The organism is Corallococcus sp. AS-1-6 (assembly GCF_020037015.1).
In the GTDB taxonomy this organism is placed as follows: domain Bacteria; phylum Myxococcota; class Myxococcia; order Myxococcales; family Myxococcaceae; genus Corallococcus.
Map to the genome: position 1 here is coordinate 113,703 of NZ_JAIQDE010000011.1, position 13,048 is coordinate 126,750.

The 13,048-nt window shown below is 71.5% G+C and carries 13 protein-coding genes; 11 read left to right on the forward strand and 2 right to left on the reverse strand.

The window, feature by feature from the left end; genetic code table 11:
* Nucleotides 1–500 precede the first annotated feature (500 nt).
* The 5 genes from K8612_RS17395 (at nt 501) to K8612_RS17415 (ending at nt 4,751) form a co-directional block, all read left to right on the forward strand.
* A complete protein-coding gene (locus K8612_RS17395; RefSeq protein ID WP_223763083.1) occupies nt 501–1,847 on the forward strand; it encodes a M24 family metallopeptidase in 1,347 nt (448 codons plus the stop codon).
* Between the two features lie 22 nt (nt 1,848–1,869).
* A complete protein-coding gene (locus K8612_RS17400; protein ID WP_223763084.1) occupies nt 1,870–2,703 on the forward strand; it encodes a hypothetical protein in 834 nt (277 codons plus the stop codon).
* 11 nt (nt 2,704–2,714) lie between these two features.
* The gene (locus K8612_RS17405) at nt 2,715–3,734 is read left to right on the forward strand and encodes a hypothetical protein (protein ID WP_223763085.1); all 1,020 of its coding nucleotides are present in this window, start codon (nt 2,715–2,717) and stop codon (nt 3,732–3,734) included.
* A 2-nt stretch (nt 3,735–3,736) separates the two neighbouring features.
* Nucleotides 3,737–4,363: a hypothetical protein gene (locus K8612_RS17410; protein ID WP_223763086.1), complete on the forward strand. Its 627-nt coding sequence runs from the start codon at nt 3,737–3,739 to the stop codon at nt 4,361–4,363.
* A gap of 109 nt (nt 4,364–4,472) precedes the next feature.
* On the forward strand, nt 4,473–4,751 hold the full coding sequence (locus K8612_RS17415; RefSeq protein WP_223763087.1) for a hypothetical protein: 279 nt from the start codon (nt 4,473–4,475) through the stop codon (nt 4,749–4,751).
* 43 nt (nt 4,752–4,794) lie between these two features.
* Here K8612_RS17415 and rtcR read toward each other — a convergent pair whose 3' ends face one another.
* On the reverse strand, nt 4,795–6,423 hold the full coding sequence (gene rtcR / locus K8612_RS17420; protein ID WP_223763088.1) for an RNA repair transcriptional activator RtcR: 1,629 nt from the start codon (nt 6,421–6,423) through the stop codon (nt 4,795–4,797).
* Nucleotides 6,424–6,570: 147 nt separating this feature from the next.
* Between rtcR and K8612_RS17425 the strand changes: the two genes are divergently transcribed.
* The 4 genes from K8612_RS17425 to K8612_RS17440 all read left to right on the forward strand — a co-directional run bounded on the left by K8612_RS17425 (nt 6,571) and on the right by K8612_RS17440 (nt 10,269).
* Nucleotides 6,571–7,806 (forward strand): RtcB family protein, encoded by a 1,236-nt coding sequence (locus K8612_RS17425; protein ID WP_223763089.1) that lies wholly within the window; start codon nt 6,571–6,573, stop codon nt 7,804–7,806.
* Nucleotides 7,807–7,992: 186 nt separating this feature from the next.
* Nucleotides 7,993–9,009: an RNA 3'-terminal phosphate cyclase gene (gene rtcA / locus K8612_RS17430; RefSeq protein ID WP_223763090.1), complete on the forward strand. Its 1,017-nt coding sequence runs from the start codon at nt 7,993–7,995 to the stop codon at nt 9,007–9,009.
* 138 nt (nt 9,010–9,147) lie between these two features.
* Nucleotides 9,148–10,005 carry a DNA-formamidopyrimidine glycosylase gene (gene mutM, locus K8612_RS17435; protein WP_223763091.1) on the forward strand — a complete coding sequence of 286 codons (858 nt, stop codon included), beginning with the start codon at nt 9,148–9,150 and terminating at the stop codon, nt 10,003–10,005.
* Nucleotides 10,006–10,011: 6 nt separating this feature from the next.
* Nucleotides 10,012–10,269: a hypothetical protein gene (locus K8612_RS17440; protein WP_223763092.1), complete on the forward strand. Its 258-nt coding sequence runs from the start codon at nt 10,012–10,014 to the stop codon at nt 10,267–10,269.
* Here K8612_RS17440 and K8612_RS17445 read toward each other — a convergent pair whose 3' ends face one another.
* Nucleotides 10,270–10,929, reverse strand: coding sequence for a hypothetical protein (locus K8612_RS17445; RefSeq protein WP_223741798.1), 660 nt, complete (start codon nt 10,927–10,929; stop codon nt 10,270–10,272).
* A gap of 107 nt (nt 10,930–11,036) precedes the next feature.
* Here K8612_RS17445 and K8612_RS17450 point away from each other — a divergent pair, with 107 nt between their 5' ends.
* Complete coding sequence (locus tag K8612_RS17450; protein ID WP_223763093.1) at nt 11,037–12,176, forward strand: PleD family two-component system response regulator; 1,140 nt, start codon at nt 11,037–11,039, stop codon at nt 12,174–12,176.
* Nucleotides 12,177–12,264: 88 nt separating this feature from the next.
* Nucleotides 12,265–13,014, forward strand: coding sequence for a YebC/PmpR family DNA-binding transcriptional regulator (locus K8612_RS17455; protein ID WP_223741796.1), 750 nt, complete (start codon nt 12,265–12,267; stop codon nt 13,012–13,014).
* The last annotated feature ends 34 nt before the right edge of the window (nt 13,015–13,048 follow it).

A 13,048-nucleotide genomic window follows, 5' to 3' on the forward strand; every position in this document is an offset into this window, starting at 1 on the left:
GACGGCAAGACACCGCACCCGGGGGGATTCGATGTACCGCATCGATGCGTGGAGCCAGGGGGAAGGCGTGCTGTGGGCGCCCGGTTCCAACGGGGGCGCGGGCGTGCGGGAGGACACACACGAGGGGAACGGGGCGGAGGGCTCCCGGCACGAAGGCGAGCAACCGCCCCTCGACTTTGAGGAAAGCGACCTGGATTGGGTCGCCAGCTACTGAGGTAACGGCGCGCGCGGTTGGATGTTCGCGCTCCACGCGGCCTTCGGGGGAGGGCCGCCGCTTCCAGTGGATTCGCGGGCCGTGAGGCCGGCGGGTTCCAGGTGTCCCGGACCGGGGGGGAAGGGATCCGGAAGCGTGAGGGAGCCAGGACATCCGAGCGGGTGAGCAGGTGGGAATGCGCCCCAGGCCCTCCGTTCCCGGACCCCATGGGTTCCGGGAGCGGGGGGCTTCGGTTTTTCAGGCGCGCTAGGCTGCCGCTCCTCCTTCCCGACCTGGAGTTCCCGACATGAAGCGTTGGCGCGCAGTCCTCCCCGCCTTGAGCCTGGGCTGTCTGGTGGCGTGTGCCACCGCCCCCGTGAGCGCCCCCAGCGCCCTCACGACTCCCCCCGTGCCGCCGCCGTCCCAGGAGCGGGCCCTGCGCGAGTCCTGGCTGAAGGAGCGGCACGGGCTGCTGCTGGACATGATGCGCCGGCACGGCGTGGCCATGTGGGTCGTGGTCAACGAGGAGTTCCACGATGATCCGCTGACGTCCTGGGTCGCGCCGCCGCTGCCGTACGCGGGCAACCGCGACGTGTTCGTCTTCGTGGACGCGGGCGACGCGGGGCTCCAGAAGGTCGCGTTGACGGGCTACGCCACGGAGGCGGTGTCGCGCTTCTTCGAGTCCCCCGCGGTGGAGCGCAAGCAGGCGGAGGCGCTCGCGGAGCTGGACGCGCGCTACCACCCGCGCACCATCGCGCTGGCCATGGACGGGCGGCGGGGCGTGACGCGCAGCCTGACGCACGACACGTACAGGTGGCTGGTGGAGGCGCTGGGCCCGTCCGCGCCAGCGCGCTTCGTGAGCGCGGCGCCGCTCATCGAGGAGTACCTGGACACGCGGCTGCCCGGCGAGTTCACGCCCTACCGCGACCTGGTGGTGCTGACGGAGTCGCTGGTGAAGCGGGCGCTCTCCAACGAGGTGGTGGTGCCCGGCAAGACGACGGTGGGGGACGTGCGCCGCTGGCTCTACGACGCGCTCTTCGAGGCGCGCGTGGGCACGTGGTTCCAGCCGGACCTGCGCGTGCAGCGGCAGGGCATGAAGGACGGCTTCTCCCGGGGCTTCCTGGCGGTGGCGGACGAGGCGGTGGTCATCCAGCGCGGAGACCTGCTGCACGTGGACTTCGGCGTCACGGCGCTGGGGCTGAGCACGGACTGGCAGAAGATGGCCTACGTGCTGAAGGACGGGGAGACGGACGCGCCGGAGGGGCTGAAGCGCGCGCTGGAGAACACGCGGACGCTGCAGGACGCGCTGATGCTGCGGGCGTCGCGGCCGGGGCGCTCGTCGGCGGACGTCTACGACGCGACGATGGCGGAGATGAAGGAGCGGGGCATCGAGGCCAAGGTCTACAGCCATCCGCTGGGCGCGCAGGGCCATGCGCTGGGGGCCTCCATCGACTTCCGCGCGGCGTCGCGCTCGGAGGCGCCCCGGCTGTTGCGCAAGGGCTCGTACCTCGCCGTCGAGCTCAACACCGTCACGCCCGTCCCGGAGTGGGGCGGGCAGAAGGTGGCGGTGATGCAGGAAGATCCGGCGTACCTGACGGACGAAGGCTGGCGGTTCTTCGTACCGCGCCAGGACGCCTTCTATCTCATCCACTGACGACACGAAGGGAGCGGACGTGATGCGCGTGGGCAGGCCATGGACGACGTTCGGAAGAGGGGCGTGCGCACTGCTCCTCCTGGGAGTGACGGGGTGCAGCGCCGCCAGTGGGGACGAAGCCTCCGCGCGGCAGGAGGCCCCCCTGGCCGCGGAAGCGCCGCTCCGGCCGCCGCGCGCGGTGGACAGCCTGCTCGGCCTGTTCGACCAGACGGCCTCCGTGGTGGAGGGGGAGGTCACGGACGTGCGCGGTGAGTACTCGCCGCGCACGGGCCCGTGGACGGTGGTGACGCTCGGCAATGTGCGGGCGCACCTGGGCGCGGCGCCGCGGGAGCTGCGCCTCAAGCAGGCCGGAGGGCTGCTGCCGGATGGACGGCAGCTCGTGGTGAGCCATGTGCCCCGCTTCGTCCGGGGCGCGCGCTACGTGGTCTTCCTGCGCAACACCGGATGGAGCCTGTCGCCGGTGCTGGACGAGCACGCCTTCCGCGTGGAGCCGGTGGCGGGCCGCGAGGTGCTGGTGGGGGCCGAGGGCGGGCTCGTGGCGGGGCTGGGCCCGGCGGGGGTGCGGCAGACGGCGCCGGTGTTCGAGACGGTGGACCTGGCGGGGGCCCGTCCGGCGCCGCGCGCGGAGGCGCTGTCGCGGGGGGCGCCGGAGGGGATGGAGCGGGAGGCGTTCCTCTCGCTGCTCCAGAGCCACCTGCGCGCGCGGGGACTCACGGTGACGGGGGCGTTCCGCGAGGAGCCCGTCACGACCGCGTCGTCGTTGTCCGTCCCCGTGACGCCCGCCGCGGGCGCGTCCGGGGTGCCGGGTGCCGTTCCCCTCCAGCCCGAGCGGGACGTCCCGCCCGGCCAGCCGTGATGAGGTCCGCCATGAAGACAACGACATACGTGGGCGCCGTCGCGGCGCTGGTGCTGGGCGGCATGGAGGCGGGCGCCGCCGCGTGGGATACGTGCAACGGGGCGCCGGTGAAGTGGTACAGCGGGCCGGTGGTGTACCGGAACCGGTGCAGCATCCCGGACTCCGGCAACACCAACACGGCTTACTGGAACGGCTTGAGGCAGTGGGACGACCTGTCCCACATCGTCGCGGGCTACAACGTGAACGCGGCGACGGACTGCTCGCTGGACCACACGGACGGGCAGAACGAGATCGGCCTGTGTGACCGGTCGGCCATCGACGGGAACAACGGCGTGACGTACTCCGTCGTGGGGCTGTGCTTCATCGGGAGCAACGGCATCGACGAGGCGGACATCTGCATCGCCAGCGACCTGGACTTCACGCCGCGCACCGGCAGCGCGTTCGGCACGTCGGGCCGGAGCACGTTCGTGCACGAGGCGGGGCACTTCTTCGGCTTCAAGCACGAGGGCGGGCACAGCATCCTGCGCACCTCGCCGCCGCACCTGGTGACGGGCGGCTACGAGTCCTCCACGCTGTGGCCCACGAACGCGCAGGGCATGAACACGCTGTACGGCTATTCGGTGACGAAGCCGAACCTGCTGCCGTCCGCCATGGGCGTGGTGGGGGACGTGGCGCAGACGCTGGACCCGGCTGGCACGAAGACGGTGTGCCGGGGCACGGCGCAGAGCGTGAAGTTCTACGTGGGCAACATGGGCAACGCGGCCGCGTCGTCCTACGCCATGCGCGTGCGCCTGAGCCCGACGGCGCCGCCGAATGGCTACTACGAGTCCACCAACGTGGTGGCCACGTTCAACCACTCGCTGGGGGCGTTCTCGGAGGGCATCTACTCGCTGGGCTTCACGGTGCCGGCGTCGCTGCCGTTCAACACGTACTACGTCTACCTGGACATGGATCCGGCGGGCGCGGTGGACGAGCTGAAGGAGAACGACAACACCACCGTCAGCGCCATGCTCCTGCGGGTGGGGTGCTGAGCATGCGGCATGGGGCCCTGATGGCGGCGCTGCTCCTGAGCGCCTGCGCGAAGCCGAAGGAGGAGCGGGCGGCGTCGCGTGACGCGCTCACGGCGGAGCGGCCCCAGCCCCGGGGCGCGGCCACCGTGCGCACGGACCAGGGCTCCTACTCGGCTCCATCCGTGCGGTTCAGCGCCGACTTCCTGGGGGAGCCGCCCGTGCCCCTGATGCAGGTCGCGCTGAGCGCGCAAGCGGACGACGGGGGCACCTGGGGCTTCCGCATGGCGGTGGATGAGAAGTTCGTGACGTCAAGGCACGCCACCGCCCGGATCATCCCTCGGACGGCACTGGGCCCGGGCCTCGCGGTGGTGGACCACCAGGTGGCCGGGGGGCCCTCGATGATGATGGACGAGGGCACCCTGGAGCTGACCGTCACCGGGATGCAGGCGAAGGGTGAGGTCCGGATGAAGGACGGGAGCGTGCGCGCGACCTTCGAGGGTCCACTGACCGTCGAATGCACGGTGCCGCCCGCGTGGCTGGGTGGCGCGAACGCGCCCGTGCCGTCGTCTCCCGATGCAGGGACGGTCCGCGTGCCCGATGAGGCCCTGGCCACGAAGCAGTGCCGGTCCGTGGCGGACGCCTTCCGCTGACACCCGGCCGGAAGGCCCGTGGAATGGAAATGCGGCCCGGGGAATGCGCCGTCCTGGGCCGCCGGACTACGCTGCGGGGCGCGGTCCTCCTCTGCCCACGGAGCATCCCATGCAGGCTCGTTCCCTCCGTTCGTGTGTCCTGGCCACGTTGTCCGCGCTGTCCCTCCTCGCCTGTGGCGGTGGTTCGCCCGAAGCAGAGCCGGTGGGCCCGGAGGCGACGGAGCGCGAGTCCGTCACCCAGGCCTCGGTTTCGTGCGTGGATGAGTGCTACCAGTCCTACTCCTGGTGCCCGGCTCAGTGTCAGGCGACGTATGAGCAGTGCGCCGCGGCCATTTCCATCTGCTACGACTCGTGCGACCGCGGCGTCGGCCCCTGGCTGCCCTGCTGAGTCGCGAGCGCGGCCCGGTCGCCAGGATGGGGCCGGGCCAGCGTCACTCCGCGTCGCGACCGCTCACGTCCGCCCAGGCCAGCCCGAAGCGCGCCAGGTACTTCCGGAGGCGGTCCGCGTCGTTGACGCTCTTCTTCTGCGCTCGGGACTGCGCGAACAACGTCCGGCCCGCATCCGACAGCGAGCGCGCGGAGCGGCACACCGTCACCACGTCCCCGAGCTGCACGCGGTCGAACCGATCCAACTCCGCCGCGCGCGTGGCCCCCATCACCTCCACCAGCACGTCTTCTCCCGCTGACGTCGCCGCGCTCGCGGGCCGCCACTGCGCTCGCAGGCGGTCCAGCTCCTCGTCCACCACGTCGCGTGTCATCCGCCCACCGGCCGCCAGCGTGGACATGCGGAGCACCGCCGCGTTGAGGTCCCGGAAGTTGCCGCTCCACCGGCCTTCAGGGGACGTGGCGAAGCGCAGGAAGTGCTCCTGCGCCTCCTTGCTCATCGTCACCCGCGTCCCCAGCGCCTGGGACGCCTGATCCAGTTCGTATTGCAGGTTGGGCGCGATGTCCTCCGGCCGCTCTCTCAACGCGGGCAACCGGAAGGTCCACAGGTTGATGCGGGCGAGCAGGTCCTCGCGGAACCGTCCCCGCTCCACGTCCAACTGAAGGTCGCGGTTCGTCCCCGCGATGAGCTGGAAGTCGCTCTCCGCCTCCTTGTCCGCGCCCACCGGGAGGAAGCGCTTGTCCTCCAGCGCTCGCAGCAGCATGGCCTGCTCGTCCGCGCCCAGCTCGCCAATCTCGTCCAGGAACAGCACGCCGCCATTCGCCTGCCGCATCAGCCCGGGCCGGTCTCCCACCGCGCCCGTGAACGCGCCCTTCACGTGGCCGAAGAGCGTGGACATCGCCCCATCGCCGCGCAGCGTGGCGCAGTTCAGGTCCACGAACGGCCCCGTCACCTGGTTGCGCGCCTTCTTCAGCGCGTAGATGCGCTTCGCGAGCTGCGACTTGCCCGCGCCCGTGGGGCCTGTCAGCAGCAACGGCGCTCGGGACTGCACCGCCACCTGTTCAATCCGCTCGATGATCCGGTTGAAGGCGGCGTTGCGCGTGTCGATGCCGGACTTGAGGAACGACAGGCCCTCGCGCTGCTGTTGCCGGAAGCGCGCCGCCAGCGTGTCGTAGTTGGACAGGTCCAGGTCGATGATGGCGTGCGTGCCCACCGCCCCGTGTTCCTTCCCCTTGCCCGGGGACGTCTGCACCAGCCGGCCTGGAATCAACCGGCTCTCCACCAGGAGGAACATGCAGATCTGCGCAATGTGCGTGCCCGTGGTGATGTGCACCAGGTAGTCCTCTTCCTCCGGATGGAAGGGCTGCGCGCGCACGTGGTCCAGCAGCGCGCCGTACACCTCCTCCAGGTTCCATGGATCCCGGATGGGCAGTGACGTGAGCCGCACCTGCGTCTCCGGGGACACCTGCGCGATGTCGTCCCGGATGACCGCCGCCAGTGACGTCGCGGCGGGCGGGTGCAGCAACTCCAGCCGGTGCACCAGCAGGTCCTCCTGCTGACACAGCGACACCGTGGGCCGCCACCGCGTCCAGCGGTGCGCCCCCATCCCCGTGTCCAGCGTCGTCCCCAGCATCCCGATGACGACCGTCCGCCGCGCCTTCGTCTTTTGAGCCATCAGGATAGGTATTTATCCCATGGGATACGGATTTACAGCCTGCCCTGGGGGCTCCCCTCGGGGACGGCGTTGGCACGCCGGCTGCTCTAGCTCCCCCACGTGACCGGGACACAGCGCCCGGGTCGAACGACCGAAAGGTGCAGAGCCATGGACCGCATGAACGCGAACTACGAGGTGCTGTCGGACGAAGCGGGCCGCCCCATCAAGGCGTGGACGGTGGGGGTGCCGTTCGAGGACGAGGCGAAGAAGCAGCTTCGCAACCTCCGCGGCCTGCCCTTCATCCACAAGTGGGTCGCCGTGATGCCGGACGTGCACCGCGGTTACGGCGCGACGGTCGGGAGCGTGGTGCCCACGGTGGGCGCGGTGGTGCCGGCGGCGGTGGGCGTGGACATCGGATGCGGGATGATCGCCGTGCGCACGACGCTGCGCGCGGATCAGCTCCCGGACTCGCTGCGCGGGGTGCGCTCGGCCATCGAGGCGGCGGTGCCGCACGGCCGTACGGACAACGGCGGCCGGAATGACCGCGGCGCGTGGAAGGACTCGCCCGCGACGCATACCGCCGCGTGGGCCCGCCTGGCGGAGGGGTACGCGCGCATCGTCGCGAAGCACCCGCGCATCGGCCGTGGGCCGGAGCTGGCGCACCTGGGAACGCTGGGAACGGGGAACCACTTCATCGAGCTGTGCGTCGATGAGTCGGACGGCGTGTGGCTGATGCTGCACTCGGGGTCGCGCGGCGTGGGAAACCGCATCGGAAGCCACTTCATCGAGCTGGCGAAGCAGGACATGGAGCGCTTCTTCATCCACCTGCCGGACGCGGACCTGGCGTACCTGCCGGAGGGGACGGAGCACTTCGAGGACTACGTCTTCGCGGTGAGCTGGGCGCAGGACTTCGCGGCGATGAACCGCGAGCTCATGCTGCACTCGGCGGTGGAGGCCCTGAAGGCGAGCGGTGAGCTGCCCGCGTTCGAGCTGTCCGAGTCCGCGGTGAACTGCCACCACAACTACATCTCGCGCGAGCACCACTTCGGAAAGAACTGCTTCGTGACCCGCAAGGGCGCGGTGCGGGCGCGCGAGGGCGACATGGGGATCATCCCCGGCAGCATGGGGGCCCATTCCTACATCGTCCGCGGGAAGGGAAACGCGGATGCCTTCCACTCGTGCAGCCACGGCGCGGGCCGGGTGATGTCGCGCGAAGCGGCGAAGAAGCGCTTCACGCTGGAGGACCACGCGAAGGCGACCGCGGGCGTGGAGTGCCGCAAGGACGTGGACGTGATTGACGAGACGCCGGCCGCGTACAAGCCCATCGACGCCGTGATGGCCGCGCAGGCGGACCTGGTGGAGGTCGTCCACACGCTCAAGCAGGTGGTGTGCGTGAAGGGATAGCCGAAGCGTCGTTCCACCCGCCGCCCGCGGAGGTGCACATGCCGGGATGAAGACACCGAGGCGCCCGTTCCCCCGAAGAGGTCCGCGCAAGCGGCCGTTACGTGGGGGGAGCGGGCGCCGCTATTTTTTGAAATCAGGGATGGGATGCTGCACACGTCCGCGAGCGCGCAAAGGAGCACCACGCACATGGTTCGCATCGATGGTTCACAGGGGGAGGGGGGCGGCCAGGTGCTGCGCACCGCGCTGGCGCTGTCGCTGGTGACGGGCACGCCGTTCGAGATGGTCAATGTTCGCGCCGGCCGCGCCAAGCCGGGCCTGCTGCGCCAGCACCTCACCGCGCTCAAGGCCGCGGAGGCCGTGGGCGCCGCGGAGGTGACGGGCGCGGAGCTGGGCTCCAAGCAGGTGGTCTTCCACCCGCGCGCGCTGTCGGCGGGCAACTACCACTTCGCGGTGGGCACGGCGGGCAGCGCGACGCTGGTGCTCCAGACGGTGCTGCCCGCGCTCCTGCACGCGGAAGGGGCCTCCACGCTGATGCTGGAGGGCGGGACGCACAACCCGGCGGCGCCGCCGTTCGAGTTCCTGGAGAAGGCGTACCTGCCGCTCCTGCGCCGCATGGGCCCGCGCGTGGACGTGGCGCTGGAGCGGCCCGGCTACTACCCGGCGGGCGGCGGACGGTTCCGCGTGGACATCCACCCCGCGAAGCTCCAGCCGCTCCAGTTGCTGGAGCGCGGCCAGGTGCTGCGCACGGAGGCCGTGGCCCAGGTGGCCTCCATCCCCTTCGACGTGGCGAAGCGCGAGCTGGAGACCGTGGCCGCCTTGCTCAAGCTGCGGCCGGATCAGCAGCGGCCGGAGGAGCTCAAGCGCGCCTACGGTCCGGGCAACGTGCTGCGCGTGGAAGTGGAGAGCGAGCACGTGACGGAGGTCTTCACCGGCTTCGGTGAGCGCGGCAAGCGCGCGGAGGCCGTGGCCGAGGAGGTCGCCTCGAAGGTGAAGCGCTACCTGGACGCGGGCGTGCCCGTGGGCGAGCACCTGTGTGATCAGCTCCTCCTGCTGTGCGCCCTGGCGAAGGGCGGCCACTTCCGCACGGTGGCGCTGGACAGCCATTCGCTCACGCAGCGCGAGACGATGGCGCACTTCCTCGACGTGAAGGTGGACGTGCGGGAGCTGGAGCGCGACGTCCACGAGGTGACGGTGCGCGCCTGACGAGGAGATGGGGCAGGGCGGTGCCCCCTCGTCCGGCCGGACGCCCGGCGGTCGGACGAGGCGCCCGGCCGGCAGGGCTCAACCCATGGCGTTACCTCGCGGCCTTCCTACGTTGTGACCCGTGGGGGAGGCCTGCGCGTGGCGGAAGTCCCTGAAGTCGAAATCATCGTTCGAGACCTGAAGCAGGCCGTCGTGGGCCGGCGCTTCGTGGACGCGGAGGTGCGGGTGCCCGCGGCGGTGCGCTTCGCCTCGCCCCCGGACTTCATCCAGAACCTCCGGGGCCGCAAGGTGCTCGCGGCCGAGCGGCGCGCGAAGTTCATGCTGCTCACGCTGGATGACGGGCAGACGCTCGCGCTGCACTTCATGCTCTGGGGCGAGCTGCAGCTACGGCCCGTGGGAAGCGAACGGCCCCCCGCGACGCTCGTGGTCCTCACGCTGGAGGGCAATGAAGAACTCCAGCTCACGGACACGCTGGGCTACGCGCGCGTGGCGCTGGGGCCCACGGCGCTGCTGGCGTCCCAGCTCAAGCTGGAGGAGCTGGGGCCGGAGGCGCTCGATGAGGCCTTCACTCCGGAGGTCCTGGCGAAGCAGCTTCGCCGCAGGCGCAGCCCGCTCAAGACGGTGCTCCTGAACCAGCGCGTGCTCGCGGGGCTGGGCAACCGCGACGCGGACGAGAGCCTGTGGGTCGCGGGCATCGACCCCCGGCGGTTGGCGTCGTCCTTGTCCCCCGCGGAAATCGTCCGGCTGCACCAGGGCATCCGCGACGTGCTGGAAGAGGGCCTGCGGCTGCGCGGCACGCAGCGCGACCTGTTCGGCGTGCAGGGACAGGCGAAGCACCGGCGCAACATCTTCGGCAGGACGGGAGCGCCCTGTCCCCGCTGCGCCACGCCCGTGTCCCACCTGCGCGTCGGTGGCCGCAACACGCACTGGTGCGCGCACTGCCAGCCCGCGGACGGCGCCGCGACGGAGGCCCCGGCGCAGACGTCCCTGCTCTGAGCTGGTATGTACCGGAGCGTGTCCGACGTCCCCGCCCCCGCGCCCCTGTGCCTCGATGACGCGCTCGCGCGAGCGAGCGAGGAGCTCCAGTTCCCCAGCTACTACCAGTCCAGCGTGCGCCCGCTCCTGCGCGACCCGGAGGGACGCTGGCCCCACTGCTGCGGCGGAGGCTGCGAGCCGTGCGCCCAGACGCTCATCCGCGTCGCGATGCGCGCGCTGGAGATGATGGGCACGCCGCGCCAGAGCCCTCCGCCGGACTTCTAGTCAGAACAGCCGCGTCCCCAGGCCCACGCGCCCGGTGAGCCCCAGCCGCGTCTGGCCCGCGCCCGCGCGCTCCTGGAACGTCTCCACGCCCACCTGTCCCGCCGCGAGCAGCGACAGGTTGCCGCCCAGGTACACCTCCACGCCCAGGCCGCCCAGCGCCTGGAAGCGCCGCTGCTTGTCGCCCGTGAGCCCCAGGTCGATGGGCAGGTCCACCAGGCCCAGCACCGCCACGGTGTCCGCCACGCGGTAGCCCGCCACCATCCCCGGCAGGATGCGCACCAGCACGCCGGAGAAGTTGTCGTCGTCCATGTACGTGGAGCCGGAGTTGAGCACCAGGCCCACGCCCAACGTCGGCGCCAGCCCGAACGCCCCGCTGCGCACCACCTCCTTGCGGCCCACGAGCTCCAGCGACGCGGCCAGCTTGAACCAGTCGAAGCGCGCCCGCGCCTCCACCTCCAGCGCGCCCAGCCCCTGCCGGAACCCCACGCCCACCTCCGGCGCGCCCGTGTAGCCATAGAGCGCCGTCGCCCCCGCGGGCAGCATCACCGGCGCCACCACGGAGCCCAGCGGGTCCTCCTGGGAGAAGGAGACCTCCGCGTCCTGGGCGGAGGCGAGGGCGGGCACGGCGAGGAGGGCGAGCAGCGGTCCGAGGCGCGTCATGGCCGCGCACCCTAGCTTGGGATGCAGGCTGGCAAAAACCCAACGAACCCAGGGACTTGGGGGCGGATTGTACATCCGGCCGGGATCACTGGAAGAATGGGGAATCCATGGTTGCCTACCTCCACGTCGCACCGCCTCCTGAAACCTCCATGCCCGCGGCAGGTCGTGAAGCACTCGACCTTCCGGGTGGGGCCGGGGGCTGGGTGCTGCTCGTGGGGGAGACGGCGCGGCCGGTGGTGGCGGCGGCGCTCGCCCGCGAAGGCTTCAGGCCCGTGCACGTGGACGGGGCCCGCGCGGCGCTGGAGCTGCTGGGCGTGGATCCGGGAGGGACGCGGCCGGACGCGGCGCCCCCGGAGTCGAAGGCCGAGCGGCCCCGGCTGGTCATCATCGACGCGGACCTGCCGGACGGCGACGGCTTCAGCCTCTGCGGCGTGCTCCGCGCGGACCCGAAGTCCGCGCACCTGCCGGTGCTGCTGGTGGCGAAGTGCGCGGAGGAGTTCCACCGCGACCTCGCCGCGGGCGTGGGCGCGGACGAGTACCTGGTGGAGCCGGTGGACGCGCGCGACGTGGCGGTGCTCGCGCGGCTCAAGGCGGGGCGGCGCGGCGAGGAGGACGTCTACGACGCGCACACCGCGACGCTGCCCCTCGTGGCGCTGATGCGCGCGCTCCTGTCCGGCGTGCGCTCGGGGCGGGTGGTGCTGTCGGAGGAGGCCGGCGCGCTCGTCTTCCGCCATGGCCAGGTGGTGGACGCGACCTTCCATGGCGAGCGCGGCTGCCTCGCGTTCCGGCGCCTCCTGTGCTTCGGCTCGGGCGCGTACACGGTGACGTTCGGCCCGGAGCTGCAGCGGGGCAGCTTCTCCATGGACCGCCCGTTCCTGTGCGACCAGGTGGTGCCCGGCCTGGAGCGCTTCGAACAGTTGCGCGTCAAGGGCCTGCCCCTGGCGGCGCGGCTCACGGTGGACTTCAACCGGCTCGCGCGGGAGCTGCCCTCGCTGCCGGAGGACGTGGAGCAGGTGGTGCGCCTGTTCGACGGACGGCGCACCGTGCGCGCGATGCTGCTGGAGTGCCGCTTCCCGGAGGCCCTGGCCTACGAGGCGGCGACCCGCCTGTTCATGCTGGGCGTGCTGGTGCCCGCCATCCTGGTGGAGGAGCGCGAGCGCGCCCGGGAGTCCGCGGGGCCGCCCCGCCTCTTCGAGCCCGTCCTGGCGCCCGAATCGGGGCCGGAGTCCGGGCCGGACGCGTCGTGAGGGTTTGACTCGGGCGGCCTGCTCGGGGCACAAGGCCGGGAGCGCCCCGGGCTGAACGCCCGTCCACCCCACGCCGAAGCCGCCCCCCATGTCCGGTCACAACCGCTGGTCGAAACTCAAACGCCGGAATGCCGTCCTGGGCGTGGCCAAGGGCAAGCTCTACTCCAAGGCCATCAAGGAGATGACCGTCGCCGCGCGCCTGGGCGGCGGTGACCCGTCCAGCAACGCCCGCCTGCGCGTGGCCGTGGCCCAGGCGCGCGAGTCGAACATCCCGCGCGACACCATCGAGCGCGCCATCAAGAAGGGCACGGGCGAGCTGGCCGGCGAGTCCTACGAAGAGGTGACGTACGAGGGCTACGGCCCCGGCGGCGTCGCGCTCATCATCGAGTGCCTCACCGACAACCGGAACCGCTCCGCCAGCGACGTGCGCAACCTCCTGGGCAACTACGGCGGCAACATGGGCGCCGAGGGCGCCGTGGGCTGGATGTTCCACAAGAAGGGCGTCATCACCGTGAAGCCCGGCCCCACCGAGGACCAGGTGATGGAGCAGGCCCTGGACGCGGGCGCGGAGGACGTCGTGGACCAGGGGCCGGACGGCTTCGAGGTGCGCACCGCCCCGGCGGACCTGCACGCGGTGGGCGCGAAGCTGGAGGCCGCGGGCCTGCCCCTGGGCGAGCAGAAGTGGACCTTCGTGCCGCAGAACACCGTGAAGGTGGAAGGCGACAACGCGAAGCGCCTGTTGAAGCTGATGGACGCGCTCGACGACAACGACGACGTGCAGCACGTGCACGCCAACTTCGAAATCGACGAGTCCCTGATGGAGTCGCTGTCCACGTAATGCCCCGGAAGGGCGCGTGGGAAAGGAACGGGCC

What these genes read in the sequence shown, in the direction of transcription:
- K8612_RS17395 (WP_223763083.1), top strand. Translation starts at nt 501, where the DNA reads ATGAAGCGTTGGCGCGCAGTCCTCCCCGCCTTGAGCCTGGGCTGTCTG.
- K8612_RS17400 (WP_223763084.1), top strand. Translation starts at nt 1,870, where the DNA reads ATGCGCGTGGGCAGGCCATGGACGACGTTCGGAAGAGGGGCGTGCGCA.
- K8612_RS17405 (WP_223763085.1), top strand. Translation starts at nt 2,715, where the DNA reads ATGAAGACAACGACATACGTGGGCGCCGTCGCGGCGCTGGTGCTGGGC.
- K8612_RS17410 (WP_223763086.1), top strand. Translation starts at nt 3,737, where the DNA reads ATGCGGCATGGGGCCCTGATGGCGGCGCTGCTCCTGAGCGCCTGCGCG.
- K8612_RS17415 (WP_223763087.1), top strand. Translation starts at nt 4,473, where the DNA reads ATGCAGGCTCGTTCCCTCCGTTCGTGTGTCCTGGCCACGTTGTCCGCG.
- rtcR (WP_223763088.1), bottom strand. Translation starts at nt 6,423, where the DNA reads ATGGCTCAAAAGACGAAGGCGCGGCGGACGGTCGTCATCGGGATGCTG.
- K8612_RS17425 (WP_223763089.1), top strand. Translation starts at nt 6,571, where the DNA reads ATGGACCGCATGAACGCGAACTACGAGGTGCTGTCGGACGAAGCGGGC.
- rtcA (WP_223763090.1), top strand. Translation starts at nt 7,993, where the DNA reads ATGGTTCGCATCGATGGTTCACAGGGGGAGGGGGGCGGCCAGGTGCTG.
- K8612_RS17440 (WP_223763092.1), top strand. Translation starts at nt 10,012, where the DNA reads ATGTACCGGAGCGTGTCCGACGTCCCCGCCCCCGCGCCCCTGTGCCTC.
- K8612_RS17445 (WP_223741798.1), bottom strand. Translation starts at nt 10,929, where the DNA reads ATGACGCGCCTCGGACCGCTGCTCGCCCTCCTCGCCGTGCCCGCCCTC.
- K8612_RS17450 (WP_223763093.1), top strand. Translation starts at nt 11,037, where the DNA reads ATGGTTGCCTACCTCCACGTCGCACCGCCTCCTGAAACCTCCATGCCC.
- K8612_RS17455 (WP_223741796.1), top strand. Translation starts at nt 12,265, where the DNA reads ATGTCCGGTCACAACCGCTGGTCGAAACTCAAACGCCGGAATGCCGTC.